General features: G+C 61.5%; 22 protein-coding genes and 2 pseudogenes. 4 read left to right on the forward strand and 20 right to left on the reverse strand.

Annotated features, from left to right (window positions below; genetic code table 11):
- Positions 1-4 precede the first annotated feature (4 nt).
- From ACVW1B_RS28270 to ACVW1B_RS28285, 4 genes and pseudogenes are all read right to left on the reverse strand, one after another.
- Positions 5-448 carry a hypothetical protein gene (locus tag ACVW1B_RS28270; protein WP_310881063.1) on the reverse strand — a complete coding sequence of 148 codons (444 nt, stop codon included), beginning with the start codon at positions 446-448 and terminating at the stop codon, positions 5-7.
- 1,386 nt (positions 449-1,834) lie between these two features.
- Positions 1,835-2,179: pseudogene (locus ACVW1B_RS28275) on the reverse strand (Y-family DNA polymerase); the annotation flags it as partial.
- A gap of 190 nt (positions 2,180-2,369) precedes the next feature.
- A pseudogene (locus ACVW1B_RS28280) lies at positions 2,370-2,689 on the reverse strand (SOS response-associated peptidase family protein); the annotation flags it as partial.
- Between the two features lie 807 nt (positions 2,690-3,496).
- Positions 3,497-3,832: a hypothetical protein gene (locus ACVW1B_RS28285; RefSeq protein ID WP_456778955.1), complete on the reverse strand. Its 336-nt coding sequence runs from the start codon at positions 3,830-3,832 to the stop codon at positions 3,497-3,499.
- 356 nt (positions 3,833-4,188) lie between these two features.
- Between ACVW1B_RS28285 and ACVW1B_RS28290 the strand changes: the two genes are divergently transcribed.
- The 3 genes from ACVW1B_RS28290 (at position 4,189) to ACVW1B_RS28300 (ending at position 5,680) form a co-directional block, all read left to right on the forward strand.
- Positions 4,189-5,034, forward strand: coding sequence for a hypothetical protein (locus ACVW1B_RS28290; protein WP_456778954.1), 846 nt, complete (start codon positions 4,189-4,191; stop codon positions 5,032-5,034).
- A gap of 194 nt (positions 5,035-5,228) precedes the next feature.
- The gene (locus ACVW1B_RS28295) at positions 5,229-5,402 is read left to right on the forward strand and encodes a hypothetical protein (RefSeq protein ID WP_310881066.1); all 174 of its coding nucleotides are present in this window, start codon (positions 5,229-5,231) and stop codon (positions 5,400-5,402) included.
- Complete coding sequence (locus ACVW1B_RS28300) at positions 5,366-5,680, forward strand: hypothetical protein (protein ID WP_456822533.1); 315 nt, start codon at positions 5,366-5,368, stop codon at positions 5,678-5,680. Before ACVW1B_RS28295 ends, ACVW1B_RS28300 begins: the two co-directional genes overlap by 37 nt.
- Before the next feature lie 712 nt (positions 5,681-6,392).
- Here ACVW1B_RS28300 and ACVW1B_RS28305 read toward each other — a convergent pair.
- Genes ACVW1B_RS28305 through ACVW1B_RS28315 form a run of 3 tightly spaced genes read right to left on the reverse strand, consistent with a single transcriptional unit; the run spans position 6,393 to position 11,301 of the window.
- Complete coding sequence (locus tag ACVW1B_RS28305; RefSeq protein WP_456822534.1) at positions 6,393-9,512, reverse strand: efflux RND transporter permease subunit; 3,120 nt, start codon at positions 9,510-9,512, stop codon at positions 6,393-6,395.
- Entirely contained in the window at positions 9,509-10,708 is a 1,200-nt protein-coding gene (locus ACVW1B_RS28310) for an efflux RND transporter periplasmic adaptor subunit (RefSeq protein ID WP_456822535.1), read from the reverse strand. The genes ACVW1B_RS28305 and ACVW1B_RS28310 overlap by 4 nt, the downstream gene beginning before the upstream one ends.
- Positions 10,705-11,301 carry a hypothetical protein gene (locus tag ACVW1B_RS28315; protein WP_456822536.1) on the reverse strand — a complete coding sequence of 199 codons (597 nt, stop codon included), beginning with the start codon at positions 11,299-11,301 and terminating at the stop codon, positions 10,705-10,707. Before ACVW1B_RS28315 ends, ACVW1B_RS28310 begins: the two co-directional genes overlap by 4 nt.
- 81 nt (positions 11,302-11,382) lie before the next feature.
- Between ACVW1B_RS28315 and ACVW1B_RS28320 the strand changes: the two genes are divergently transcribed.
- A complete protein-coding gene (locus tag ACVW1B_RS28320) occupies positions 11,383-12,282 on the forward strand; it encodes a LysR family transcriptional regulator (RefSeq protein WP_456822537.1) in 900 nt (299 codons plus the stop codon).
- Positions 12,283-12,331: 49 nt separating this feature from the next.
- Here ACVW1B_RS28320 and ACVW1B_RS28325 read toward each other — a convergent pair whose 3' ends face one another.
- From ACVW1B_RS28325 to ACVW1B_RS28385, 13 genes are all read right to left on the reverse strand, one after another.
- Complete coding sequence (locus ACVW1B_RS28325; protein WP_456822538.1) at positions 12,332-13,120, reverse strand: enoyl-CoA hydratase/isomerase family protein; 789 nt, start codon at positions 13,118-13,120, stop codon at positions 12,332-12,334.
- On the reverse strand, positions 13,117-14,883 hold the full coding sequence (locus ACVW1B_RS28330; protein WP_456822539.1) for a CocE/NonD family hydrolase: 1,767 nt from the start codon (positions 14,881-14,883) through the stop codon (positions 13,117-13,119). The genes ACVW1B_RS28325 and ACVW1B_RS28330 overlap by 4 nt, the downstream gene beginning before the upstream one ends.
- Positions 14,884-15,046: 163 nt before the next feature.
- Positions 15,047-15,472 (reverse strand): DoxX family protein, encoded by a 426-nt coding sequence (locus ACVW1B_RS28335; protein WP_456822540.1) that lies wholly within the window; start codon positions 15,470-15,472, stop codon positions 15,047-15,049.
- A 25-nt stretch (positions 15,473-15,497) separates the two neighbouring features.
- A complete protein-coding gene (locus tag ACVW1B_RS28340; protein WP_456823073.1) occupies positions 15,498-16,193 on the reverse strand; it encodes a pirin family protein in 696 nt (231 codons plus the stop codon).
- A 132-nt stretch (positions 16,194-16,325) separates the two neighbouring features.
- Positions 16,326-17,231 carry a LysR family transcriptional regulator gene (locus tag ACVW1B_RS28345; protein ID WP_456822541.1) on the reverse strand — a complete coding sequence of 302 codons (906 nt, stop codon included), beginning with the start codon at positions 17,229-17,231 and terminating at the stop codon, positions 16,326-16,328.
- A 359-nt stretch (positions 17,232-17,590) separates the two neighbouring features.
- Complete coding sequence (locus ACVW1B_RS28350) at positions 17,591-17,839, reverse strand: hypothetical protein (protein WP_456822542.1); 249 nt, start codon at positions 17,837-17,839, stop codon at positions 17,591-17,593.
- 9 nt (positions 17,840-17,848) lie between these two features.
- Complete coding sequence (locus ACVW1B_RS28355) at positions 17,849-19,729, reverse strand: adenylate/guanylate cyclase domain-containing protein (RefSeq protein WP_456822543.1); 1,881 nt, start codon at positions 19,727-19,729, stop codon at positions 17,849-17,851.
- A 230-nt stretch (positions 19,730-19,959) separates the two neighbouring features.
- Positions 19,960-20,409 carry a hypothetical protein gene (locus ACVW1B_RS28360; protein ID WP_456822544.1) on the reverse strand — a complete coding sequence of 150 codons (450 nt, stop codon included), beginning with the start codon at positions 20,407-20,409 and terminating at the stop codon, positions 19,960-19,962.
- 82 nt (positions 20,410-20,491) lie between these two features.
- The gene (locus ACVW1B_RS28365; RefSeq protein WP_456822545.1) at positions 20,492-21,778 is read right to left on the reverse strand and encodes an efflux RND transporter periplasmic adaptor subunit; all 1,287 of its coding nucleotides are present in this window, start codon (positions 21,776-21,778) and stop codon (positions 20,492-20,494) included.
- A gap of 10 nt (positions 21,779-21,788) precedes the next feature.
- Positions 21,789-21,992, reverse strand: a complete 204-nt coding sequence (locus ACVW1B_RS28370; protein WP_456822546.1) for a DUF1656 domain-containing protein — start codon at positions 21,990-21,992, stop codon at positions 21,789-21,791.
- Positions 21,989-23,950 (reverse strand): FUSC family protein, encoded by a 1,962-nt coding sequence (locus ACVW1B_RS28375; RefSeq protein WP_456822547.1) that lies wholly within the window; start codon positions 23,948-23,950, stop codon positions 21,989-21,991. Before ACVW1B_RS28375 ends, ACVW1B_RS28370 begins: the two co-directional genes overlap by 4 nt.
- Before the next feature lie 12 nt (positions 23,951-23,962).
- A complete protein-coding gene (gene cydB, locus ACVW1B_RS28380; RefSeq protein ID WP_456822548.1) occupies positions 23,963-24,946 on the reverse strand; it encodes a cytochrome d ubiquinol oxidase subunit II in 984 nt (327 codons plus the stop codon).
- Complete coding sequence (locus ACVW1B_RS28385; RefSeq protein WP_456822549.1) at positions 24,943-26,346, reverse strand: cytochrome ubiquinol oxidase subunit I; 1,404 nt, start codon at positions 26,344-26,346, stop codon at positions 24,943-24,945. Before ACVW1B_RS28385 ends, cydB begins: the two co-directional genes overlap by 4 nt.
- Positions 26,347-26,373: the final 27 nt, after the last annotated feature.

Below are 26,373 nucleotides of genomic sequence, written 5' to 3' on the forward strand. Positions count from 1 at the left end.
TTAATTATTTGATTCGTTTACGTGACGTGTTGAACAACAACGACACGATCCCCAGCTCGACGTAGACAGCAAGATAGCTCGCCATCGAGACCGAGATCAGAACCGATTTGTAAGCCTGCCAAAACGCTGTTGGCGTAGACGCCGTCGTTATAGAGAAGGCGAAAATAACGAGCAGGAAGATGCCTAAGCTCATAGCTATCAAAGCAATGCGCTGCCCCACCGTTAGCGTCAGGTTCAATGTCGGCACAAAGTATCTCAGAGCGGCAACATGAAAGACCAGCATTACCGCCAGCGCTCCCGAGAGAGCCGTGGTTGCATCACCAACGAGGAACGACAGCGCAGTCCAAGATCCGGCAGCGGCGATCAAGTATATCAACAGTAACGATCGCATTTCCGAGCGGTACTTCTCGTTAAGCTCCCGAAAGACGTACATTGCCTTCACGCCCATAGTTACTCCACTTGGTACACTCGATATTCTTCATTCTTCCGACCCGAGCACGCTGAAGTCAGCTGCTTGTAGCCTTAGAGTGCAGGCTCGCCAGCCAAGCAGCCCCCCGTTGGCGTCCAACGAAGAACGGACGAGTTGGGCGAGTCGACGCTCGGCACGATTGATCGGCAGCTTCGTTTCGCATCGATGATTCGAGTGCGCTCAGCAGAGATGCCCGGCACGAGGTGCAGCGCTGCGATGCACTTCTGTGTCCGCGCGATTCTCCATCCGCCCCTCTCTCGCTCAAATGCGAAATCAACTCCACAATGTAGTTGATAAAAGACGCGTCCATACGTTGCAAGCCACTCCTCAAGCCGCGAGATGACGCATGCGACTCGTTTGCGGCAAGTCTCGGTAGAGACTGCTGAGCATCGCAGCTCAAAAAACGCTACTGATTCGAGGCAGATGGTGCACGGGTATGATCAAGCTCTCTCACCGGAAATTTCAAACCAGCCCAGCACTGCGACAGTTCAGCGCATGCCGACATCTCCCAGCCGCTGGGTCACATTTCGATCCGTTGAGGGAAGGACGCTATTTTTTCGAGTCGTCGACTCGAATTGAACCGGAACGGTGATCAAGCTTTAAAGGCTTTGCGCTATAAGAGCCGGCGCTTCTCCGTACATAGAGGTAATGCCGTTGACATTCATAAGAGCGAAGGTTCCGGTCTCGATTTTGCTTGCGACCATTGGCTTTGTCGTTTTTGGACTGCTCGATCTACTGACTGAAAGGCTTTTCAGTCAGTTCATTTCTGGCTCCCTGTTACCCACATTTCTATCGGCTCTCTTGGGAGGACTCATAGGGTATGCGCTCGGCTGGCGTATTGTTAGAAAGTATGGACTGCCGCTCAGCGCAACACCGTACGACGTAGACGCAGCCTCCTACGCAAGGAAAGAAAACATCTCATAATGGCATTATCGCCATGATGGTGACGGTTTCCATGAAGCAAGGGATCAACAAGATTCTGAGAAGCCTCCGGGGCAGACCCAACTAGCCGTGTGTGGGCTGCTTCGCTGAGTTACAGCGGTATCACGTATCTCGGGGTATCTCAGACGGCCTTGGCGCAGCTAAGCCGTGCAATTTGACTTTCATTGTAACTCTTTTGACGCGCCGATTGGCGACTCCGGTCTAATCGCCATCGTCCTTTATACCTATGGCGTGCGCACTTGGCGAACGCGTATTCACTTCGCATCGGTCCCGGCAGCCGGTTACGACGCGATTGTGCGTATTGCTGACAGCCGTTACCGCCGCGCGACGATAAGAGAAAGCGCCGCTGATCTCCTACGGGATTGGCATCACTGCGCGCGCTCTGAAGTCACCTGCTGATTTATCGATATTTTCTGACAGCGGGAGTGATAGCGGCTCGATGATCGCGGTATGCTCGCCGAATATCCCGCGGATTTGAAGACTTATCGCCTTGTACACCTCGAAGCGCGGCTTCACGAAAACGAGGTCTGGACATTGCCGCCTGGCTGTCTCGGAAGGCATCGCCGACCGCACCCCGAACTTGCGGGCTTCATAGCTCGCGGCGGCTACCACGCCGCGCTCGGCCGAGCCTCCGACCGCAACCGGCCTTCCGCGCAGTTCCGGATTGTCCCGCTGCTCGACGGACGCATAGAAGGCGTCCATATCGATATGGATGATTTTGCGCTGGCAAGCCGCAGTGGCGTCATGATCCGGATCGGATGGTGGCATCGCCGCAGGATACGAAATCCGGATCCACAAGTCTGCAGGTCGAAGCATGAATGTCGCGTGGGCATAAACGCGCGCCGCGGCAGCGAGGGGTTCCTGGCGATTTGCCGGCCATCTAAGGACGTGGCGCCGCTTCAGGACCCGATTCCGTCGACGACAGCGATCCCCGGTCAACCCGCTGCGAGGAAAAGTGCTAGGAGTCCGCTCGCGGGTCTTTCTTTTCGCCGGTTGCTACGATCTTCAGAGCGCCGTCAGGAAGCGCTGCAGCGCCTTCGCCTCCTCCCACGGCGCGCGCATCCAGGTGTCATATTCCTCGGTCGTCGTCAGGATCACCGGCATCGCCTGCGGGTGGACGCGCTTCACCTCGGCGTTCGGATCGCAGGTTAGGAAGCCGAAGAGATCCGCGGTGACTTCGCGCTCCTTCGCCTTGCGCACGCTGGTCCAGTTCGTCGACAAGCCGCCAAACGCCAGCGGCCGGCTCACGTCGGGCGCAAACCACACCGGCACTTTCTTGAATGGATTGGAGACGCCTGGTGCGTGTCCGTGTCGACGGCGGCGGGACAGGTTGGCATACATGCGCGCATTCTGATCGATGCCGGCGGACGCGCGGCCCCGATTGCGCGACGCCTCGGTGCACAGCACATCAGGCATGACCATCTCTCCTGCGGTTGAATCCACGGGCAGTCGTTCGGCGGCAACGGCCTAACCATAGAGGCCGTCGAAGACGGATGGTGGTACAGCGCGCCGCTGCCCGAGAACCGCCGCGTTATCGCGTTCCACACCGATGCGAACCTGACGAGCACTGGAATCGCGCGCAATCGCGACGCAATGTTTCGTTACATGACATCCACCAGGCATCTTCGTGAACTGCTGGCCTCAGTGAAGTTCGCACCGTATAAGCACTCCGGTTTCACAGCAGCGCATAGCGCGCACCTCACTCGCTGCACTGGCGAGTGGTGGCTCGCAGCCCGCGACGCCGCTCTCAGCTTCGATCCACTGTCATCGCCAGGGTTACTCAACGCATTATATACGGTGCTTGCTGCCGCGGAGACTGCGGAACACTACCTATCGAACGTACCCAACGTATTGTCGGACTACGAGCGAACGATCGCCGATATTCGACACGCTTACACCGAGCGGCTTGCCTTCTGGTACGGCTCGGAGACGCGGTGGCGAGACCGCTCATTCTGGCGCTGCCGCGTTAAGGCCGCCGATGACACCATAGGTGTTCCGGCAGACAACGTGGGCACCTCCGGCGGCCGCCAATAACGCAAGCTTTCTCGTCCCGGGCCACGCGGTCTCCGAGAAAGGCGGGTCCTGTCAGCGATTGTTTCCAGCGTTGCTGCTGCTGAGCCTGATCTCTTCGACGTCCTCGGCGGTCGGCTTGGATTTCGAAGGATACTTCTTGCGGATGCGTCGGGCCATCTCACCGATCCTATCCTCGCGCGACACGGCGGCGTCGATCAGAAGAGCCGTCGCACGTCGGATGTCCGAAGGAGACTTGATACCCGTGATCCAATTCGGCTCCGCCGTGGCAGGATCGACACCATCGAGCATCCGTTCGAGGAAGCCCGGCTCGAACTGGCGAATCGCATGGAAAAAGAGATGGGCGTCACGCCAGGAACTCGGATGCGAGTTTGAGAGCTTTTGCGACACGGGAGAGACGAGCGGCTCCAGGACGGAGAGAACGAGGTCCGGCCGAGACTCAACAAGCAGCAACAGAATGATAGCGCCGGATTCTCGCCGCACGAGACAAGCGAGCTCGATGCGACCCCCCACATGGGCGGTAGGACGATCTACACTTTCACACCGCCAGCAGATAATCCGGAAGTCCCTTAGGGCGCCTCCACTAAGGAGCTCAACGCGCACGTCCTTACTCGCATGGCTTAAGGCGGGCTTCCTGCGTTCTTCGGCGGGAGATTTTCCCAACACTGATGCTGTATTACTCACAGGTTGCAGTGCGCAAGGGACGCTCGCATGCTATATCGATACCGAATCCGGCAGGAGAATGCATGGCCGACACTGAAGTCGAAGACGACGATGATTCCGGGCAACTACCGCCGGTCCAAACCCTGTTTACCGAAGACGGATTGTATCGCGAACGGCATCTGGAAGGTGATTGGTCGTACGTAAAGCGGCTAATCGGCGGTCCTGATCTGCAATTCGACGCGCACTGCGTCTATTGCAAAGAGAGAAGCACGTTCAAAGAGCGTGTGACGAGAGGCGCAGGATCTGGCAGAAGCCCGCCCGACGATAAAACGTACCTCAATGATCGGATGTTTTCGCTGACGTTTTATTGCCAGCGTAATGAGAAGCATTCGTACTTCTACATCTTCGAGGTCAAAAGGCAGACCCTCCAAAAGATCGGGCAATCACCATCCGTTGCCGAGCTGGCTTTCCCGCAGCTTGATGCCTACGAACCCATTCTGGATCGGGCTTACCTGAAGGAACTGAAGATCGCATTGGGCCTGTTCTCGCACGATGTTGGCGCCGGTTCTTTCGTCTACTTGCGGCGGGTATTCGAAAAGCTCATCCATGATGAAGCCGACGCAGCTCGTGCCGCCGGGGAAGCTCTTGCCGGCTTCGATGGAATGCCGCTCGATCAAAAAATTGAAGCCCTTCAACATCGGTTGCCGCCTGCATTGGTGAAATACAAACTTGCCTATGGCGTGCTGAGCGCGGGCGTTCACACGCTCGATGAAAAGACTTGCAAACGATATTTTCCAGTCCTGCAGGAAATCATTATGGTCATTCTGGACGAACACTTGGCCGCACGAAGCAAGCGCCTAGCTTTGGAGCGATTGGACGCTGCATTCAACAAGGTTCACGCCGAGGTCAAGACGAAGGCGAAGAAGTAGCCATAGTTTCCCCGACTAAGCGATTTCAATGATTGTCCTCGCGCGCTAGGGCGGGAACGTTCCGCCAACGCGACAGCACACTTAATAGGTGCCTCCCTTACCTTCTTTTGCGTGAGCATGGCGCGATCACGCGATTTTTGGAGCAGCTCGGAAAGGGCATAGCGTGCCACGGAACGGGAGATAGGGAGGATAGGATGGCAGAACCGGACAAGGTCAAAGCGGAAGAAATTAAGCAACGCCAGACGCTGCTCTTCGAAGCTTTCGGTCATGACGGGATCTACGGCGGACGAACCTTCGGCCCGGTCTTTGAAGCGGAGAAAAAGATCGGGGGGTGTTCAATGACACCTACTACGGCGCGCGCATCCTGACGGAGTGCTTTCTCGATTTCTTCGGACAGACGCTGCTGGAGCAAATCGAACTCAACAACAAGATAGGCTGGCCACAGGCGGAGCAGAACTATGCCACCTGCGTCCTGATGTATCTAACGATGTTCCGCAGCGTGCGGGCGTCAAATGTCGTCGCCAGCCACGCATATCCTTCACTCTCGATGAACCCCAACGATAGCGTTGCGCGCAGCCGAACCTGGACCGTCGCGATCCCTAATTCCCGGAATCCGCCCCGGCGGTTAGACCGGGACGGTGAGTGAGTTATGACAGAAGTGGTTGCGGGGAGGCGCAACCACCGATACCGACATTCGGTTCGAGTTGCGATCTGACCGGGCCGCCCATGCGTCTCGAAAGTGGGCGAAGAGCAAAAAGATCAATAAAAACAATCAAGTTTTCTCGCGATGCCCCCTGTGCCGCTGCTTGTTCACGGGGTTTCCGGGGGCAACTGGTGGTCAATATCGGTCGCTGGCGGATTCAACGTCCGGCGCTATCGCTTTGGAAACGCCGCCCATCGGATATCACAGTTTCACCCATCATCGCGTTCCTGCTCGCAAATCCCCTCGAATGAGCGCGGGCGGCATCCTTCATGGAAGCGTCGTCGAAGGAATCATCCAGCCAACGCGCACGATCAGTTGGCGCCTCAGCGGCGGCAGGCGATTGCTATCTGTTTGGAGCTGCGGCTCGCGGCTTTTGAAACCATGACCTGGCGAGAACCGAACCGGGCTGATCAAGGGCCTAATTCCAGCGCGGACCTGAGAAGGTACGGGTTTCGCGCGGTAGAGGTCCAAGGTTGCGTTACGGACTTAGATCCCCTAGAGCAGGCCCAGAAATAACTGGGGTACACTGGCCGTTGCCGAGGATTCTCATCTCTACCGAGCGAGCGACCATTGCCAGACTGTGCGTCGCGACGGGCATCGGACTGAGGCCAAGCTTGGCCACATCCCGCTGCGAGGCCTACTAGACGCGAGTGCTTCAGTTACGAGGCCGTTGCACCTCCGTAAGACGCAACCATCCGCTCGTCTTTGCGCAAGCCGACCATCGACTGATTCTACCGAGATAGATGTACACGACCGGTGTCGTGAATAGCGTCATCAGCTGCGAGACGATCAGCCCGCCGACGATGGCGAAGCCAAGCGGCTGGCGCAATTCCGATCCGGTGCCGGTGCCGATCATCAGCGGAACGCCGCCGAGCATCGCGCACATCGTCGTCATCAGGATCGGGCGGAATCGCGCCCGGCAGGCCTGATAGATCGATTGCTCGGCGGAGAGATGCTGGTGCCGCTCGGCCTGCAGCGCGAAATCGATCAGCATGATGCCGTTCTTCTGCACGATGCCGATCAGCAGGATGATGCCGATCAGCCCGATCACGTCGAGCCCGAAGCCGAACGCCCACAGCGCGAGCAGCGCGCCGAGCCCGGCGGACGGCAGGGTCGAGAGGATCGTGACCGGATGGACCGTGCTCTCGTAGAGCATGCCGAGGATCAGATAGACGGCGACCACCGCGGCCAGGATCAGGATCGGCGTCGACGCCAGCGCTGCCTGGAACGCTTGCGCGTTACCCTGGAAGCTGGTGACCACAGTCGACGGCACGCGCAGATCGGCGGTCGCCTTCTGGACCGCCGCGACCGCGGTCCCCACCGCCGTGCCCGGCGCCAGATTGAAGCTCAGCGTCACCGACGGAAACTGGCTCTGGTGGTTCACGGAGAGCGGCGCGGTGCCGTAGTCGATGTTCGCGATCTGGCTCAGGGGCACCATGGTCCCCGCGGATGAGCGGACATAGATGCGGTTGAGCGCGTAGGGGCCGAGCTGGAACGACGGGTCGACCTCCAGGATCACGTAATAGGTGTTGAGCGTCGTGAACAGCTGAGCGACGTGACGCTGGCCGAATGAATCATAGAGCGTGTTGTCGACCGCGGCCGGATCGATGCCGAGCCGCGAGGCGGCGTCGCGGTCGATCTGCAGCTTGAGCTGACGCGCGGCGTTGGCCTGGTCGGTGGCGACGTCGGCCAGTTCCGGCAACGTCTTCAGCTTCTGATACAGCTTGCCGGCCCACAGATTGAGCTCGTCCTGGTTCACGTCGGTGAGGGTGAACTGATACTGTGTCTTGGACAGGCGGCTGGCGAGATTGATGTCTTGCGTCGCCTGCATGAACACCGACATGCCCTTGATCTTCTGCAACGCAGTGTCGAGCTGCCGGATCACCTGGTCGGCGGACGCATTGCGCTCGGCTCGTGGCTTCAATAGCACGAACAGGCGGCCGTTGTTCTCGGTCACGGTCGGGCCGCCCGGTCCGATATAGCCGGTCGCATTGGCGACGGCGGGATTCTTCGAGATGACGTCGATGACACTGCGTTGCAGCGTCGCCATCTGCGCCGGCGAGATGTCGGCTGAGGCTTCCGTGATGCCGGTGATCATGCCGGTATCCTGCTGGGGAAAGAAGCCCTTGGGGATGCCCACGAACAGCAGGCCGGTCACCGCGACGCTTGCCAGCATGATCGACAGCGTCGTGGCCTTGTGGCGCAGCGCCGCGGCAAGCACGGCCTCGTAGGCGTTCTGGATCGCGACGAAGCCGCGCTCCAGCGTGCGCGAGATGATTCCGGCCCCGGCGCCCTGGTGCGGCGACAGCAGATAGGCGCACATCATCGGCGTCAGCGTCACCGAGACGATCACCGACACCACGATGGAAACGCACACTGTGACGGCGAATTCCTGGAACATGCGGCCGATCACCCCGCCCATCAACAGCAGCGGAATGAACACCGCGATCAGGGAGACAGAGATCGAGATGATAGTGAAGCCGATCTCGCCGGCGCCCTTCAGCGCGGCCTGCATCGGAGAGAGGCCTTCCTCGATGTGCCGGGAGATGTTCTCGATCATCACGATCGCATCGTCGACGACGAAGCCGACCGCGATCGACAGGCCCATCAGCGACAAATTGTCGAGGCTGTAGTTGAGCAGATACATCACGCCGAAGGTGCCGATCAGCGAGATCGGGACCGAGACCGCCGGGATGATGGTCGCCCACAGATTGCGCAGGAACAGGAAAATCACCCCGACCACCAGCGCAATGGTCAGCACCAGAGTGAGCTGAACGTCGGCGACGCTGGCGCGGATGGTCTGCGTGCGGTCGGAGGCGATCTGAACCTTGATGTCGGACGGCAGGCTCGACACCAGCTGCGGCAGCAGCTTCTTGATGCCGTCGACCGTGCTGATCACGTTGGCGCCGGGCTGGCGCTGGATCGCGAGGATGACGGCGGGCTTGTCGTTATACCAGCCATGCAGCGTGACGTCCTCGGCCGCGACCATGGCATGCCCGATGTCGCGCAGGCGCACCGGCGCGCCGTTGCGATAGGCGATGATCAGATCGTCATACTTGCTCGCGGTCAGCACCTGGTCGTTGGTGGCGAGCGTATAGGCCTGCTGGCTGCCGTAGAGCACGCCCTTGGGCTGGTTCACCGTGATGTTGCCGAGCGTGCTGCGCAATTGCTCGAGATCGATCCCTGCGGCGGCGAGCTTGGCCGGATTGACCTGCACCCGGATCGACGGCTTCTGCATGCCGCCGATGGTGACGAGCGAGACGCCCGGCACCTGCGACAATTTCTGCGCCAGGATGCTGTCGGCATAGTCGTCGACCTTGGTCAGCGGCTCGGTGTCCGACATCAGCGCAATCAGCAGCACCGGCACGTCGGCCGGATTGACCTTGTGGAAGGTCGGCGGCGACGGCATGGTCTTGGGCAATTGCCCCGATGCCGCATCGATCGCGGTCTGCACGTCCTGCGCGGCCGCATCGACGCTGCGGTTCAGCGCGAATTGCAGCGTAATCTGGGTGTTGCCGAGCCCGCTGCTCGAGCTCATGCCGGTCAGGCCGGCGATCTGGCCGAACTGCCGCTCCAGCGGCGTTGCGACCGAGGAGGCCATGGTCTGCGGGTCGGCGCCGGGCAATTGCGCGGTGACCTGGATGGTCGGGGTGTCCACCGTCGGCAGCGCCGAGACCGGCAGCCGCACGAAGGCGATCATGCCGACCAGCACGATGGCGACGGCCAGAAACGCGGTGGCGACGGGCTTGCGGATGAAACCTGCGGAGACGTTCATGGCAGCATCCCTGCGCTTGCGGTGGTTGCGTCCTGGACCTGGTCTTTCTTGTCGTCGGGCACGATCTCGACCGTGGTCCCCGGATTGAGCCGGTACTGACCCGCGGTGACCACGGTCTCGTTGGGCGCGAGGCCCTGCTCGATCAGGACCTGCCCGTCGCGCGATTGGCCGGCCGTGACATTGCGGATGCTGACGACGTTGTTCGGGCCGACCGTATAGACGAATGCCCCGTCAGGACCCTGGCGCACCGCCGTCAGCGGCACCGTAAGCGCGTTGTGGCGAACAGCGATCGTCAGATGGACGTTGACAAAGGTGCCGGGCCACAGCGTGTTGCCGGCATTGGGAAACGATGCCTTCAACTGCACGGTGCCGGTCGAGCTGTCGACCTGGTTATTGATCAGCATCAGGCTGCCGTGGTCGAGCTTGCGCTTGTTCTGCGCATCGTAGACGTCGACCGATGCGTCGCCGGATGCCAGCGCCTGCTGCGCGCCGGGGATCTCGCCGGACGGCAGCGTGAAGATCACCGCGATCGGTTGCAGCTGGGTGAGCACCACGAGCCCGTTGGTGTCGGTCGGGTGCACGATGTTGCCGGGATCGATGCGGCGGATACCGGTGACGCCGTCGAACGGCGCCGTGATCGTGGCGTAGCCCAGCTGGGTTTGCGCCGCTTCCAGTGCCGCCTTGTCGAGTGCGACGGTGCCTTCGCCCTGCGCGACCTGCGAATCCTGGGTATCGAGCAATTGCTGGGTCGCAAAGCCGCGATTGGCGAGCGGCTGGGTTCGCGCCAGATTGGTCCTGGCGTTCTTCAGGCTAGCTTCGTCGCGCGCCAGCGCAGCCTCGGCCTGATCGACCTGAGCCTCGTAGACCCGCGGGTCGATCCTGGCGAGCACATCGCCGCGCTTCACTTGCTTGCCCTCGACGAAATCGACGCTGTCGAGCGTGCCCTGCACCTGGGTACGGATGGTTGCGGTGTTGATCGGCGTCACTGTGCCGAGGCCTTCGAGCACGATCGGCACATCATGTTGCAGGACCTTCGCCGCCGTCACCGGGACGGCGGACGGGATGGTCTTCGCTTCGGCCACCTGCGGAGCCGCATGCGTCGCGCGGTCCGGCCGATACACGGCATAGCCGCCGCCGCCGATTGCAGCGGCGGCCACCAGGCCCGCGCACGCGATCTTGAAAGTTTTCGATGTCATGGGTCACCAGCTCCATCGGTTGTCCGGCGGCTGATTGTTGCAACCAGCTCCAGGACAAAGGTTTCAGTTGCGCTCGCTGCGGCCGCTTCAGCTCCGCGGCCGGCAGTCAGGTCGAGATTGATGATGCGCGCGTCGAGATCGGCGGCGCGCAACGCACCGATCAGGCCGCCTTGCGGCCCCTCGTCGTCGTGATGAATGACGAGCCGGATCGCGGTCACGGTCGGCACCACGGGAAACGGCAATGCGTCGGAGCCGACGTCGATCGCGACAATGCCGCCGCAGGGCAATTCGCCTCGCAGCGCCAGTTCGAGCATGCGCCGCGCGACCGGTCCTTCGCCGAGCAGGATCAGCTGCCGCGGGCTCATGCCGGTGCGGTCGAGCGCCGCCGCAACGCCGGTCAGGATGCCGGCATAGCTGGTCTCGCCAAGCGCGATCGGCAGCCATGTCGCGAGCGGCGTTAGCCGCCGCCAGCGTGCGAAGGTTTCCGGCATGGCGATCTCAGCGGCATCGGGGGCGACGAGGACGCCGACCAGCACGCCTGTGGAGGCGCGGAGGGGCGGGGCTGCGATGGCGCTGTGCGGGCTCTCGGGCATGCCGGGAAGCTGGGCTTAGGCCAGATATTATTCAAATGAATTGTCTTTATCACTCAATTCACATCGTGCATGATGAACGGCATGCGGATGCGCAATCTCGACCTCAATCTGCTGCTGGTGTTCGACGCCGTCATGCGCGAGCGCAGCGTGGTGCGCGCGGCTGGCGCGCTCGCGATCAGCCAGCCCGCCGTGAGCCACGCACTGAACCGGCTGCGTCATGCGCTGAAAGACCAGCTGTTCGTCCGCACGCCGTCCGGCATGCAGCCGACGCCGCGGGCGGAAGCGCTCGCACTGCCGGTCCGCAAGGCACTGAACGATCTGCAGCTCGCGGTCGAGGGCGATCGCTTTGAACCGGCGCATGCGGAGCGGCGCTTCAGCATTGCGGTCAACAATTATGCCGCGGTGGTCGTGGCCGGCGCGATCATCGCGGCGGTGCGCGCGCAGGCGCCCAAGGTGCGGCTGACGCTGGTGCCGAGCGGGACGCTGAATCTCGCCGACCGGCTCGACCGTGGCGAGCTCGATCTTGCGATCTCGGCGCGCGCGCTGGATGGCGAGCGCTTTGCATCCCGCCGGTTGATCGAGGATCGCTTCGTCGCGGTCCTGCGCGCCGGTCATCCGGCCCTGCGCAAGAAGCTGACCGGCGAGACGCTGGTCGAGTTGCCGCACCTTGCAATTACTTCCAGTGGCGAGGATCTGGATTTCATCGATGCCTGGCTGCGGGCGCGCAAGGCCGAGCGCACCATTGCCTCCGACGTGCCGTATCTGTCCGCCGGCGCCGTTCTGGTGCAGTCAAACATGGTCGCGATCCTCGGGCGCAAGCTCGCGCTCGAATTCCGCCGCGCCTATCCGATCGAGATGCGGGACCTGCCATTCGACGCATCGAAGCTGCAGAGCGTGATGAGCTGGCACCGCCGCTTCGACGATCTGCCGGCGCACCGCTGGCTGAGGGATACGATCGTTTCCGCAACGGTCGGCATTTGAACCTGCGAGGATGCGCCGTCATTTGGCGCTATCGTGGCACCGCCGCTGACTATTTCCCTTCGAATATCAAAGTCGGCGGTTCGATTTCCTTGTCGAACGCAGTTGCCGTATTGACAAATCCGCGCTGCGCATCCGCGCCGTCATAGAGCTCCATCGCAACGTCCAACATCACGAGATCCGCTGCGGCGATCCCTCCGCTCGACCAGGCCTTCAGCAACGTCCGCGTCGCCGCGTACGACCTGGTCGGTCCGGTCGCGAGCTGCCCGACCAGTGCAGTTGCAGTCGCGGCCAGCTCGCTCTCGGGCACCACATGCGTGGCAATTCCAAGCGCCCCGGCATCGCGACCGGAGAGTGGCTCACCGAGCATGGCCAACCGCGATGCACGGGCACGGCCGGCGCGTTCGGCGACCCGCTGCAGCGCTCCGGCGATCGGCAGCATCGCCGTCGTGACTTCGACGCAGCGAAGCGTCGCGGTCTCGGCCGCGACCAGGAAATCACAGGCAAGCGCCAGCTCGAAGCCGCCACCGAAAGCAATCCCCTGCACCACCGCAACCGTCGGGACCTTCAGCATCTCGATGGCGCGATAGGACGCGTTGATATCAGCGACGAACGTCCTGAACCAGTTGACGTCCTTGCCCGGCCATTCACGCACCTCGCCGCCGAAGCTGAAATGCGGCCCTTCGGCGCGAACCACCAGCACACGGATGTCGCTTTCGCTAGCCTGACGAACAGCGGTTCGCAGCGCCTCCGCAAAGCGCAGGTCCAGGCGGTTGAATGGCGGATTGACCAGCACAATGGTCCCGATGGCACCGTCTCGCTCAAATCGGATGGTCGTCATGGCACGCGCTCCTCTGTCAGGCTGGGTGGCGGTTGTCGGCAGTCGGGAATAATCGGCAACAGCAGATGGGACGGACGCTCCGCGTTCCGGTAAACCTTGTGCGTAACGGTCTTGCTGCTGCAGACGTGGTACGGAATGTATTCGACGTTGGTCATCGCCCCGGTACCGGTCGGGACGTCCATGCAGGTGATGTCGAGGCAGATGCGGTGCCCCGCCTTGAACTGGTTCGCCGTGGCGAGGATCTGGATCTGGTACTCGACCACGTCTCCCGGCGTGACAGGCGTAACCGCATCCTGGGTCAGCGTGTGGAACGGCTCCCATGGCTTCGAGCGCTGCTCGTCGAGCGCCCGATAGGAGGCCTTCAGCCAGCCGCGCGTCAGCTCGCGCTCGGGCAGCGTCGAAGGAACATCGCGTTCGCCCTCGCGAGCGGTCCGCACCGACACGTCGGGCCCGACATCTTTCAGTACGACGATCCAGTTGGTGTCGTCCTGATCGATCGCGGCATGTAAGGTCAGCGTGATCGGGCCTGCGACGGTGACGTCATGCGGCAACGGATCGGTCATGTAGCGCAGCCGCTCGACCTTCGTCGTCCGCGTCAGCGGCATCTGCGTGAACACATCCGGCTCGCGCGCCGATGCCCCGAGCTCGGAGGCCGGCCGCGGCGGCTCGGTCGACAACGTCTCCCAATGCGAGAGATAGTATTTGGTCCACTGCGTCTCCGGCAGCGGCCAGTTTGCACCGCTCCGCCACTCGTTGGCGCCCATCAACCAGTAGCGCACCGGCGGCTCGTCCATGATGCCGGTGTCGTGCCCCTTCAGCCAGTGGTTGTACCAGCGGATGATCTCGTCATGGTGCTGATGGAACGGACGCTCGAGGTGCCCGGGTCCCGTGAACAGCAGCTTCTTCGGCGCATCGACGTTCTGGAAATAGTGCTGCGCGCCGAGCCAGTGGAGCTTGTAGGTGTAAGCGTAAGCGCCCGAGCCGGTGTAGAACGGAATCTTGATCTTCTTGAAGATCTCTTCCGCGCGCTCGACGGTGCCGTCGGGCTCCCAGGGGTGCGTCATCATGAGATACATGATGAAGGTGCGCTGCCCCTTCTGGGTCAGGATGTTGTAGAGATTGATGTACTGCCTGTAGTCCGGATTTTTTACGGCGCGGCGAAACAGCGCTTCCTCGGCGGGCAGAAGCTCGCCGGGGCGGTCGCGTGACTCGTGAACCGTGCTGAAGACGTCGAGCAGATAAGGGAAGCTGTGCAGCACGCCGCCAGGATTGAAGTCGCGGAAGCCGAACATGCCGCCATAGGCGCTGCATGCGTCGTAGGGAAAGATCGCCTTCAGCGCGGGATGCCCCTGAGCGGCGGCGCGCCATTGTTCACCGGCAAATCCGGAGATGCCGACCATGCCGACCTTGCCGCTTGACCACGGCTGTTGCGTGATCCATTCGATCAGGTCGTAGTGGTCGGTGTCTTCGTGGCCATAGTGCCCTTCGGATTTGGCAGAGCCCCTCGGCTGCGCAATCACGTGAACGTAGCCGTTGGCGATGAAGCGGCGGGTGTCGCCTGCCTCGATCGGTCCGAACCACAGCGGAGCATGCGCCGGCTGCGGCGGCAGGATGTCCGCGATGTCGGGCCCCTGGATGTCCTTGTTGTGCAGGGCCGAAGCGTAAAGCACCGGATATGGGCCGGGCCCGTCGGGCCGGTAGACGTCGACGGCGAGCCGCGTGCCGTCCCGCATGGCAACACTGATGTCACGCTCCTCGATCATCGTCTCAGCTCCCGTTGTTCCGCGACGCTTGCAGTCGCGATTTCTGATGTCGGGGGCAGCCCGACCTGACTATCGCGTTTGTCTGCGGTTCGGGGCTGGCCGGACGTTGACTGAGCAAAGCCGTCTGGCCGTGACCCGAAACCTGGCCACATCGCGCGGCGGATCAGCGCGCCAGCGCCGTGTTCGCGCCGACCGCGAGGCCCTTGGAGAACCGGTTGTCGAGGCTGAACCAACCGGCACCGAAGGCCGTGATCTGAAGCAGGCCGCCTGCCATCATCACGTTCTTGAGGAAGTGGATCATCTGGTTCTGGTCGGCGAAGTTGCTGTGGAACGAGATGGCGGTCGCGAGCGTGAACAATGCGAGCGCCAGCGCAACCGAGCGCGCCTGGTAGCCGGCGATCAGCAGCAGTCCGCCGCCGAGTTCGAGAATGACGGCGACCGCATAGGCCAGCGGCGGGACGGGGAGGCCGACGGCCGCGATCATCGCGGTCGTCTTGCCGTAGGCGGCAAGCTTGCCGAGGCCGCTCATGGCGAACGGCAGGCCGATCAGCACGCGGCCAATCAGGGGAAGATAACGGGTGGCATTCATGGTAGTCGCTCCTTCTGGTGAGAATTCAGGCCGCTTCGACGAGGATGAACTCCGCATCCTCCAGCGCCGTGATGGTGAGTCCGGGCTCGTCGATGGCGGCGATGCCGTCGCCGACCGCAACCCGTTGCCCGTTGACGAGGATCGCGCCCAGGGCTGGGGCGAGATAGGTGTGTCGCTTGCGCGTCGACAGCGCGTGGGTCAGCGTGGTGCCGGCCAGCAGCGTGGCACCCAGGATCCGCGCATCGGCACGGATCAACAGGGCGTTCTCTGGATTTCCGCTCGCCAGTTCGACCAGCCGGCCGGCGCGATCCGCTTTCGGAAACTTGCGGGTGTCCCAGCGCGGCGCTCCGCCCTTAAGACGCGGCAGCAGCCAGATCTGGAACAGCTTGAGGGTGTCCTTGTCGCGATTGTGCTCGGAATGGCTGATGCCGGTCCCGGCACTCATTACCTGTACGTCACCGGCGACGGTCCGGCCGCGATTGCCGGTGCTGTCTTCGTGAGTGACGGCGCCCTGGCGAACATAGGTGACGATTTCCATGTCGGCGTGGGAGTGGCGCCCGAAGCCGGTGCCAGGGGCGATCTCGTCGTCATTCCAGACCACGAGGGGCCCAAGCCGGCCATTCGCCGGATTCCCGTCGGCCGACACGATGAAGTGGTGGCGCGCCTTCAGCCAGCCCCGGTCACGGTGATCGAGCGTCTCCTTGGGTCGAAGCTGCAACATGTCCATCCCCGATTTGCGGATACGATGGGTATCCGTTGCGGGAATGGTTATGGCGCTGGAACGATCGGAGGGTTAGTCAGCAAAAAGGGAACTGGCCGTTCTACCAGGTGAACGATCGATTGTCGGCCCCAGCTAGGCAACGACCGACGATTTGAGGGCGGCGGAGGCGAAATCGATCACAGCCCGGACGCCCGGCAGCATCCCTCGCCGGGACGCAAAAACCAGATGCAGGATGCCGTCGGTGCCGCTCCATTGCGGCAGCACCCGGACCAGCGCGCCCGACGCGAGCGCCTCATGGCAATTCGCGGCCGGCAGCAAGGCGATGCCGGTGCCCTGGCAAGCCGCGGCGATCAGAATGTCGAAGCTGCCGGTTGCAAGTCGAGGCTCGAACGCCACCGTCTCGCTGCCGCCGGTCTCGGCCGTCAGCAACCAAGTGTTGCTGCCGCCTTCCTCTTCCTGGTGCAGGATGGGAACGCTGGACAGCGCCGCCGGTGTCGTCAGATCATCGTGCTTCGCCAGGAGGCTTGGGCTCGTGACGAGGATCCGCTTGCTGAGACCGATGCGCTTCATCTGCAGATCGGCGTCCGTGTCGAGCCGGCGGCGAACTCGGATCGCGACGTCAATGCCGTCATGAACCAGATCGACGCGCCGATTGGTGGTGATCACCTGCACACGCAGCAGCGGATGTGCGGCGAGGAAGTCCGGAAGCGGTCCGGCAATCGCACTCTGAAGTCCGAGCGGGCAACTGATCCGAACCAGTCCACGCGGCTCCGCTTGCATGCGAAACGCAGCTTCCTCGGCGGCCTCGGCCTCGATGACCGCGGCGTGCGCATGCTCGAAGACCTGCTGCCCGACCTGGGTCAGACCGAGGCCGCGCGTCGTTCGGTCGAGCAGCCGTACACCGAGCCGCTCCTCCAGCAGCGCGACACGGCGACTGATGCGCGACTTCGGAACCTTCATCGCGCGAGCGGCAGCCGAGAAACCACTGTTAAGAACGACCGCGGCAAAAAACTGGAGATCGTTGAAATCGCGCAACATGTCCTTGCGAAGCTCCTCTCGGCCAGCCTCATCATGGTAGCCCAAGAGTTACGGTAGTGGTCGACGATTTCTTGCCCTGTGTTGCCCTCCCGCCCGACACCAGCGCGGCCCGATGTAGAATCGTACGCGTGCGGCCGAGCTGCCTGGTCTGATACTGCGTTACCGGGCCGCCAGGCCGCTTTGTGGCCTAACTCAAGATATAGATAGACAGCTGCGATCTTCCCGCTGCTTTTCCCTCTCACCCAGAACCCCGCGCCAGCCGTGCCGAATTATGCAGAGCTGCGGCGCGCCATGAGGTGGATAGAGCTAAGCAGGTTGCCTCGAACATTCTTGCTCAGAATTGTCGAGCTTGCATATCCTCAAACTCCCGCCGGCAAGCAGGTACCGAGTTCGCGCAGCAAGTCAATAGTACCATCCTTCGCCATGTTGTGCAGTTCGACAAAGCCATTGTCGGACTCAAGATAGGTATCAAGAATCCTTCCGGTAACGGCTTCGGCGTGATCAATTAGAGAGCGCGGGCCGAGCAAGAAGCTGAGAGCGGCGTACTTGGAACGACCGCTTTCGTCCCACAGCTGCCCTGAGGGTTCGGCCCCGCCAAGCTTGAGCAAACGGTTCCCTTAATGCTCGGGCAACCCGGCTTTACGCAATGATTCGAGCATACCCGGCGGCCATTCAATCAGGGAGGGCAAGTGGCTCTGAAACCAAGCTACGGAAAGGTGAGGACTAGCGTGAAGCAACCCGGTCATCACGTTCTTTGCCTTCTCATCATCTCCGCTCGCGGCATAAGCTCCAGCCAACGCAAGCAGCGGCTGGAACGTGTGATAGCCGGCGTTAAGTGATGCTAGTTCATCCTGGATGGCGGCATCGTATTGGCGCAGGCCGAAGTGGTTCCGCCCCCTGCGGGCGAGCCACGGGCCAAGCAGAAAATCGCGCGGACTGAGTTGCATCGCTTGCTGGATATGCGAGATGGCTCGCTCGTACTCACCCATCATCTCCTCGACGACGGCCATCACATAGTACGAAGGCGCGAGGCTCGGGTTCAAGTAGAGTGCAGTCTTGAGCGTAGCCAGCGCCTCATTGGCCGTCTGCTGATCCATCGGCGTCATGGTGTATGCCAGCAAATCAGCCTTGATGTAGTAAGGATAGGCATAATTGGGATCGAGCTTGATCGCCTGCTCTGCCTTCCGCATTGCATCCTGGATGTCGTCACCTTGGCCGGGCTGCGTCCAGCCATTGATATGGTCGCGAAGGCCGACATATGCGAGGCCCGCCGTCGCGTCGGGGTTGGACGAATCGATGTCGATTGCCCGCTGGAACAGCGCCCGTGCGACGACATTATTTTCCCTCGAAGGGGTTCGCTGCATCGTCGACCAACCGCGCATCGCCAAATTGATCGCGTCCGGGTTCTGGCGCGTTTCGGCTCGCCGGCTTTCGACCCGAACCAGTTCAATCTGCAACGCGCGTGAGAGGCGCACCACAATATCGTCCTGAAGCTTGAAAAGGCTAACCATATTTCCATCGAATCGATCGGCCCAGAGCTGCCGGCCTCTCTCCGTACCGATCAGTTGCGCATTGACGCGCACTTCCTGGCCGTCCCGCTGCACTGCGCCTCGGAGCACGTAACGCACGCCCAGCGATTGACCAATCTCCTTGAAGTCGACGTGCTTCCCCTTATAGGTCATTGCCGTGCTTTGGGCGATGACGATACTCCCACGTAGTCGCGATAGCGCCGTGGCGATCTGTTCAGTCATGCCGTCGGCGAAGTAATCCTGACCTGGATCGCCCGACAAACTGGCAAAGGGCAACACTACGATGGAGAGATGCCCTTTTCCGACAGCAATTGCCGAGGGAGGACGGTGGAGAAGATACCAGGCTCCTCCGGCACCTCCCGCGAGTAGAGCGAGCCCAGCGGCAGCCAACGGCCACTTGAGCACCCGCAGGGTCAACCAATACCCGGTCGACCGGCGTGACGACTTCCCGACCTGCAGCGCATATACGCGGACCGGCCCAATGATGTTCTTGAGCCGCTTGGCGCCGAGATCGCTCACAGCGAGTTCGAGCCGCGTCTTCACCTGTCGATAGGCATCTTCCGAAAGACAAATCGCGCCCGGGGGAGCGATCCCTTCCAGGCGCGCGGCGATGTTGACACCATCGCCCATCAGATCGCCATCGGCCTCTTCGACGATGTCGCCGAGATGGACGCCGCACCGAAATTCTATCCGCCTGCCTGAGGGGACACCAGCATTTCGCTCGACCATACCGTTCTGAATTTCGATGGCACAGCGCACGGCGTCGACCACACTGCGGAACTCCACCAGTATTCCATCTCCCGTGCGCTTCACGACCCGGCCGTGATGTATAGCGATAGTGGGATCAATAAGATCGCTGCGCAGGGCACGCAGCCGTGCAAGGGTTCGCTCCTCGTCGGCTCCTGCGAGGCGGCTATATCCCACGACATCGGCAGCAAGAATAGCGGCAAGTTTACGAGTGTCGGTCATGTGATAAGAACCGGTCGCGATCCAACGCTATCTGTGCGCGCATTCTCGAATAGCTATTCCTCATTCTTTGCTCTACTCCTGGCGCTTCCGGATCATCCCGGCACTCGCCGCGACGTCGGATGTCTGAAGAGCGGCGTTCGCGCGGCATCAAGCGACGAGCGTACCTGATTAACGTGGTGGACAGCGTCAGCGCCTGCAAAACGAAGGATCTTCGACCGCCTTGCGAATCCTCAAAACTGCCGAGCTTGCATTTCCTCGAACTCTTGCCGGCAGGCGACGCCAAAGTCGCGCAGCAGGTCAATAGTTCCGTCCTTTGCCATGTTGCGCAGTTCGATGAAGCTCTTGTCCGGCTCTAGATAGGCGTCCAGAATCCTTCGGGTAATCGCTTCCGCATGATCCACAACCGGCTTGGAAGACAAGACACGCATCCTGCTGAGCTTCGCATAGAGCCCAACCAACCCAGGAACATCTGCTTCACCGTGCTGAAGCGCGTCTATATAGCACTTGCTCGCCTCTTCGATAAAATCCCGATAAAGGATCTGCCGACGGTTTTTCTCGTGCTGCAACCACTGGGCGCGAACCTGTATTCGATGGCTAAGCCAGTTCGCAAGAACGCTCGTCAAGCTGCCAACGGCTGTGCCGGCCAAAGCAGCCAGTGCGGAGATAACGGAGGCATTCATAGCCCGCCCCTGAAATACCGACGAGACCGGCACCCTACATAAGCGAGGACGCCCGAGACGATGTAGATCAGCGCGGGCTGCATCACCGGCCCCTTGGCGCCCGATCAACGCCAGGTGCGAGCCCTGGATTGATCTGATCGAGCGACTTGGCCGCGGGCGCGACCTCAGTCGGAATTGTTTCCATCGGCACCGGTTGCGGAGGCATGACGGACAGGCAATCCGCGCGCGGCTGCGGTCCGGTGATGAGATCGGAGAGTTGATCCCCAACGTTGCGCAGCAAACGGCCGAGCCAGTTGGGGTCATCGGCCCCTGCTTCTTGCCGAACCGTGATGGTCGCGGTCATTCCGGAAACCAGTGGTACGCCTGGCGGAATCCGGTCGATCGCGATCCGAACCGGAACGCGCTGAGCGAGCCGCACCCAGGTATAGACCGGGTCGACGTTGGGTAATCCTTGCGCCCCGGACACCGCGTTCGACGCGCTGATGCCTCGAGTGACGGTGCTCACATGCCCGATGATCGGCTGAGCGTAACCCATCAGCTTCGCCTCGGCATGATCGCCGATGCAAACCCGCGCCATCTTCGTCTCTTCGAAATAGCCGTCGATCCAGAAGCTGTCGGTATCGATGATCGAAATATTGCTCGTTCCCGCGCGGGCAAAATCGCCGACCCGCATCAGCAGATTGGTGACATAGCCGTTGACCGGGCTGACGACCTTGGTTCTTCGCAGATTGATCTCGGCCTGTGCGAGCTGTTGTTGCGCGGCGTCGAGCGCAGCCTTGGCCTGAATGGCATTGCCGGCATAAATTTGCTGTTCTTCAGGCGTGGTAGCCAGATCGGTCAGGCGCTGACGGCGCTCGGCCTGGAGCTGCTTGACCTGGAGGTCGGCAGCGCGCTGCTGCACGGTTGCAGTTCCGGTGATCCGGGCAACTTCAAAGTCAAACGGGTCGACAGTGTAGAGTATGTCGCCCTTATGGACGAACTGGTTGTCGACGACCGCGATATGATTGATCTGCCCCGATATCTGCGGCGCGATATTGGCGACCTGCACGCGCACCGTGCCATCCCGCGTCCAGGGAGCCATCACATATCGTTGCCACGTGAGACACGACACGAGAATCGCCGCCAGTGCGATGGCAAGGGTTGCGACGTGCTTTCCAAATGTCGCAAGAAAGGCTGTGGCCTTTGAAGGAGCCTTGACTCGCGCAGGTGCAAATGCATCACGCGCCAGGCCACCATCGAGCACGGACTCACTGCGCGCAGCTACGGCCGGCGCCGGCGATCGATTCTGGCTATTTCTCTCGGCTCCATCCGCATTTGCAGGTTGGGCCTCACCCGCGGCGGCTTGATTTTCGGAAACCAGTGGCTCCACGGCGCTCTCCCTAATACGACAATGCCAGCAGCCCGAAGATCACGACATAGAGGCTGAGCTCAGCAATTGGCGGATTGCTGAACAGGTTGGCAAATCCGATGAAATGCAGGATCGGGCGCAGCATCACGATGGCGGCGACGGTTACCAGCGCGTAGAAAACGATGGGCGCGATCAACACTCCGCCGATGATCATTTCCTGGTAGGCTCGCGTCACGACGTGGCCTCCCCGCTGGCTTCCGCGATGGAACGCGGCTCAGCGAATGCGATGCTCGCGAGCAAAAGCGCTGCGCTGGCGCCGGCCACACTCGTGTTGCGGAGAGATCCGGCCTCCCGCAGTGCAGACGCACTTGCGATCATCGCGTCGGGATGCCTCGTCGCGAGGGCTGCGTACGCAGCAGCGACCTCCGCACTCAGTTGTCCCGGCGGCAGGCCATCCAGTTCTACCTCGCAGAGCCGAAGAGCTGCTGCCTTGTCAAAGCCCCCCATTGCCTCATTCACCGCTGCCTGATGAACGCTCCCATTGTCGCCAGAACCCAGGATCTGAGCGATTCGGCTGGCATCACGAAATACCGCCTCACCTGGGAGTAATTTCCGCTCCGTCCTGGATGGCAGGCAGGCAAGGTCCCGGCGTATCGATTCGAGGAGCCACGTCATGCATCGGTCTCGCGACACGGAAGGAATGACAATCTCCACTGCCAACAACACGATTGTCGCAAGCACGAGGAAGAGGACCGAGAACAAGAAACTCTGCGGATTGTAGGTCTGCGGATTGCTCGGCGAGAACAGCAGCAAAACCCACACTAGGTTGATGCGGCCCAGCGCCGACAGGATCCGGTTCGGCACGGTCATGAGAAGTGCTGATCCTATGGTGAATGGCGCAAGACCGACCGCAAGCAGAGGAAATGCCGTAGCGCCGTCGAGCACGGCGAACTCGAGGATTCCGGCGAACAATGCCGCGATGGGAGCGGCGATGGCCGCCATCAGCGTGAAGGCGCGCGGATCCGGCGTGGTTGCACCAAGTGCAACGATGATCGCGACAAACGACAATGAGATGTCGACGGACGGCCAGCCGCTCATCGCGAACAGCCCAGCCACGAGCAAGAAGCGGCCTCCCGCCCGGATGCTGGATTCAGCCGCGATGCGGTGCGAGCGGTACAACGGCGCACGCCATGGCCGCGCCGGCCGCTGACCCGCTCTCAATGCATCGAGATGGCTCTGTGTCTCCCCGTCGGTTCGAAGCAGGTGGTCCGTCATCCAGAGGAGAGAGGCCACGTTGGGATCGGACAAATCGCCGGCCTGGTTTCGCTCATCAAACACAGCGACCGCGGGGGCGTCAAAGGCTGTGACGTTTCGATCCAGTGCGGAGGTGAGCAGATCGCGAGCGCTTGGCGGAAGGTGCGCCGCCAACTTCTCCACGGCGCGAACCGCAACCAATTCTGCGACGATACTGACCATCGCATTTCGTGCGGCCGAACTTCGGACCGGGCCACTGCTCAACTCGGCGGCGAGACCGTTGATCTCGGGCCGCAACGCGACGACATCGCGCAACAACGCGGCCGCCGAGATCGCCGACAGGGCGTCTCCACGCAGCGCACTCCGAACTCTGCCAACGACCTGAAGGCGAATCGCTTCGAGTTTGGCCGCCAATCGGGGATGTTGATCCGGCGCGGACAGGAGATCGTTTACAAGGGTGACGGCAAGAACTCCGACGGCGATCGCCGCACCGCGCGCCATGCCTGACTCGAATGTGTGCTGTGGATTGTCGATCTGCTGAATGGCGACGATGGCCACCGTATAGCCGCTCAGGGCAGCCGCGTAGGCACGATTGCCGTCCAGGAGACCTGCGGCATAGACGCAAATGCCCAACCAGACGGCGAATGCGATCAGGAGGAGAATTTCCGTCTGGGCAAAGATGCCGACGATGGCAATCGATGCCGCGATTCCGAGGGTCGTCGCAAAAAGCCGAAAGAGCGCCTTCTCGAGGACCTGACCGCGTGTCGGCAACGCGAGGACGGTAACCGTCAGCGCTGCTGTCGACGGTGCCTCCAGTTCAAGCCAGAATGCCACATAGAGCGCGAGGATGATCGCAAGCCAGATTCGGATCGCGAGCGCCCATGAACTCGCCGGCAACCCCACAAAGGTCAATTGACGACGGGCGACAGCAGTGTTCATGGCACCCACGAGCTATTCGTAGCCACGGTCTGCCACTCTTCCGCGAAAGAGCCGATAGACCACCAGTGTGTAGATCAACGTGAGAGGCATCACGAACAGCCCTGCGCCCCAGAACATGAACGTCAGGCTCGAGCTCGGCGACGCCGCCTGCTCCACGGTCAACGCAAACGGGATCATGTAGGGCCAGAACGAGCAGGCCAGGGTGCCGAATGCCGCCATGAAGATCAGTGTCGAGAATCTGAACGGGCCCGGATCATCCCGCCGCTGTACGCTCCTGAGCAGACCGATCGCGGAGATCGCTCCGATCGCCGGGAATATCAGGAGGTAAGGACGCTCGAGCCAGCGCTCCATCAGGCTGAAATGCATAGTGAGTGCCAGAATCAATGCTGTGGCGAGGAACGCCAGGACGCCGACGGTCAGCAGGGGAAGCAACTGGTAGGCGCGCTCCCTGATTGACCCTTCGCACTTGCGGACCAGCCAGCTCGCGCCGAGCAGGCTATAGCCAAGCACGAGCCCGAAGCCGCACAGCGCGGCGAACGGACTGAACCAGCCGAATGTCCCGCCGACATAGTGACCGTCCTTCATGGGCAAGCCTTCAACCAGCGCGCCGACCGTCATCCCCTGAACAAAGGTCGCGACGAGCGATCCCCCCGTAAAGGCAAGATCCCAGATCCAGCGGAAGCCAACCAGCGCCTTTTGCCGAAACTCGAATGCGACGCCGCGGAGAATCAGTGCGCACAGCATGACGACAAGCGGCAGATAGAATGCCGACAGCAGCGCTGCGTAGACCGCGGGAAAGGCGCCGAACAGGACGGTGCCCGTGATCACCAACCAGGTTTCGTTGCCGTCCCAGACCGGAGAGATAGCGGCCATCATCCTGCGCCGATCGGGTTCTTCTGCGAAGGCAAACAGGATGCCGACGCCGAGGTCGAACCCATCCAGCAGCACATAGAGCAATATCGTCACCGCCAGCAGGCATGCCCAGAACTCGATCATGTCGAGCTTCCTTCCACGATGTCGTGACCAAGATCGGCGGGGGCGGCTGCGAGCGGACGCTTCGGATTGGACGCGACGACGTCTTCGGATTTGACTGGCCCCGCTCGCAGCAAGCGATACACGTAGAGAGTCCCGAAGCTGAAGATGACGAGATAGACGACGACGAAAATTGCCAGCGACACCATGACCGCCTCGACCGTCAGGGTTGGCGTGACGGCATCCGCGGTCCGCAGCGCGCCATAGACGCTCCAGGGCTGGCGTCCGACTTCAGCCGTAAACCAGCCGGTCAACGTCGCGATGAAGGGAAGCGGAAAGCTGAGGAACGTCGCCCAGAGCAGCAACCGCTCTCCCGTTTTGCGCTGGATCAGCAGGTGGAACGAGCCCAACCACGCCAGCGCCATCATCAGGAGACCGCAGCCGACCATCAAGCGGAAGGCGAAGAATGGGATCAGGACGGGTGGCCTGTCCTGCTTTGCAAAACTGGTCAACCCGATCTCCTTGGAATCGAGCCGCATCGATGCGATCAGGCTGCCGAGGTACGGGATCTTCAGCTCGAAATGGTTGATTTCGTTCGCCTCGTCGGGAACCGCGAACAGAACCTCGCCTGCGGGCTGTTCGTCATGCCAGCGGCCCTCGATTGCCGCGAACTTCGCCGGCTGCCGGTCGTGGACGTAGTCGCCGTTGAGGTGCCCCAAGAACAGCTGGATCGGAATAAGAATGGCTGCAAAGAACAGCCCCGTTCGCAGCATCAGCATGCCTTCGGCCGCAAACTTGCCGTTCAGCCGATACCAAGCGCCGGTGGCCGCGACGCAAAAGGCGCCGGTCAGATAGGCAGCGACCAGCATATGGGGAAAGCGCACCCATACGACCGGACTGAAGATGATCGCCTTCCAATCCGTCGGCACGAAAATGCCGTTCTCGACGGCGTAGCCGACCGGCGCCTGCATCCAGCTGTTGTTGACCATGATCCAGAACGCGCTGAAGGTCGTGCCGAGCGCCACCATCATGGTGGAGAACAAATAGACCAGCGGCGGGACCCGGTTACGTCCGAAGATGAGCACGCCGAAGAATGATGCTTCCAGCGCGAACGCCGTGAAGCTTTCATACGTCAGCAGCGGTCCCTGGATCGGTCCCGTCACTACCGACAGCCGGCTCCAGTTCATCCCGAACTCGAACGCCAGCACGATGCCCGACACGACGCCGAGGCCGAACGTCACACCGAAAATCTTGAGCCAGAACTCGAACAGGCGACGATAAACCGGCTTGCCGGTGCCCAGATGAAGGATTTCGAGCACCGTGAGCCACGCGGCGAGCCCGATCGTGAACGAGGGAAAGATGATGTGAAAGGACACCGTAAAGGCAAACTGCACCCGGGACAGGAAAAGTGCGGTCCATTCCATCGCCTCATTCCCTCTTCTTCAAACCAT

The sequence above is a fragment of the Bradyrhizobium sp. USDA 4502 genome (assembly GCF_054063355.1).

What these genes read in the sequence shown, in the direction of transcription:
- ACVW1B_RS28345 (WP_456822541.1), bottom strand. Translation starts at nt 17,231, where the DNA reads ATGTTGCGCGATTTCAACGATCTCCAGTTTTTTGCCGCGGTCGTTCTT.
- ACVW1B_RS28335 (WP_456822540.1), bottom strand. Translation starts at nt 15,472, where the DNA reads ATGAATGCCACCCGTTATCTTCCCCTGATTGGCCGCGTGCTGATCGGC.
- ACVW1B_RS28310 (WP_456822535.1), bottom strand. Translation starts at nt 10,708, where the DNA reads ATGACATCGAAAACTTTCAAGATCGCGTGCGCGGGCCTGGTGGCCGCC.
- ACVW1B_RS28325 (WP_456822538.1), bottom strand. Translation starts at nt 13,120, where the DNA reads ATGACGACCATCCGATTTGAGCGAGACGGTGCCATCGGGACCATTGTG.
- ACVW1B_RS28355 (WP_456822543.1), bottom strand. Translation starts at nt 19,729, where the DNA reads ATGACCGACACTCGTAAACTTGCCGCTATTCTTGCTGCCGATGTCGTG.
- ACVW1B_RS28295 (WP_310881066.1), top strand. Translation starts at nt 5,229, where the DNA reads ATGGCAGAACCGGACAAGGTCAAAGCGGAAGAAATTAAGCAACGCCAG.
- ACVW1B_RS28375 (WP_456822547.1), bottom strand. Translation starts at nt 23,950, where the DNA reads ATGAACACTGCTGTCGCCCGTCGTCAATTGACCTTTGTGGGGTTGCCG.
- ACVW1B_RS28330 (WP_456822539.1), bottom strand. Translation starts at nt 14,883, where the DNA reads ATGATCGAGGAGCGTGACATCAGTGTTGCCATGCGGGACGGCACGCGG.
- ACVW1B_RS28305 (WP_456822534.1), bottom strand. Translation starts at nt 9,512, where the DNA reads ATGAACGTCTCCGCAGGTTTCATCCGCAAGCCCGTCGCCACCGCGTTT.
- cydB (WP_456822548.1), bottom strand. Translation starts at nt 24,946, where the DNA reads ATGATCGAGTTCTGGGCATGCCTGCTGGCGGTGACGATATTGCTCTAT.
- ACVW1B_RS28360 (WP_456822544.1), bottom strand. Translation starts at nt 20,409, where the DNA reads ATGAATGCCTCCGTTATCTCCGCACTGGCTGCTTTGGCCGGCACAGCC.
- ACVW1B_RS28320 (WP_456822537.1), top strand. Translation starts at nt 11,383, where the DNA reads ATGCGGATGCGCAATCTCGACCTCAATCTGCTGCTGGTGTTCGACGCC.
- ACVW1B_RS28385 (WP_456822549.1), bottom strand. Translation starts at nt 26,346, where the DNA reads ATGGAATGGACCGCACTTTTCCTGTCCCGGGTGCAGTTTGCCTTTACG.
- ACVW1B_RS28315 (WP_456822536.1), bottom strand. Translation starts at nt 11,301, where the DNA reads ATGCCCGAGAGCCCGCACAGCGCCATCGCAGCCCCGCCCCTCCGCGCC.
- ACVW1B_RS28270 (WP_310881063.1), bottom strand. Translation starts at nt 448, where the DNA reads ATGGGCGTGAAGGCAATGTACGTCTTTCGGGAGCTTAACGAGAAGTAC.
- ACVW1B_RS28340 (WP_456823073.1), bottom strand. Translation starts at nt 16,193, where the DNA reads ATGTTGCAGCTTCGACCCAAGGAGACGCTCGATCACCGTGACCGGGGC.
- ACVW1B_RS28290 (WP_456778954.1), top strand. Translation starts at nt 4,189, where the DNA reads ATGGCCGACACTGAAGTCGAAGACGACGATGATTCCGGGCAACTACCG.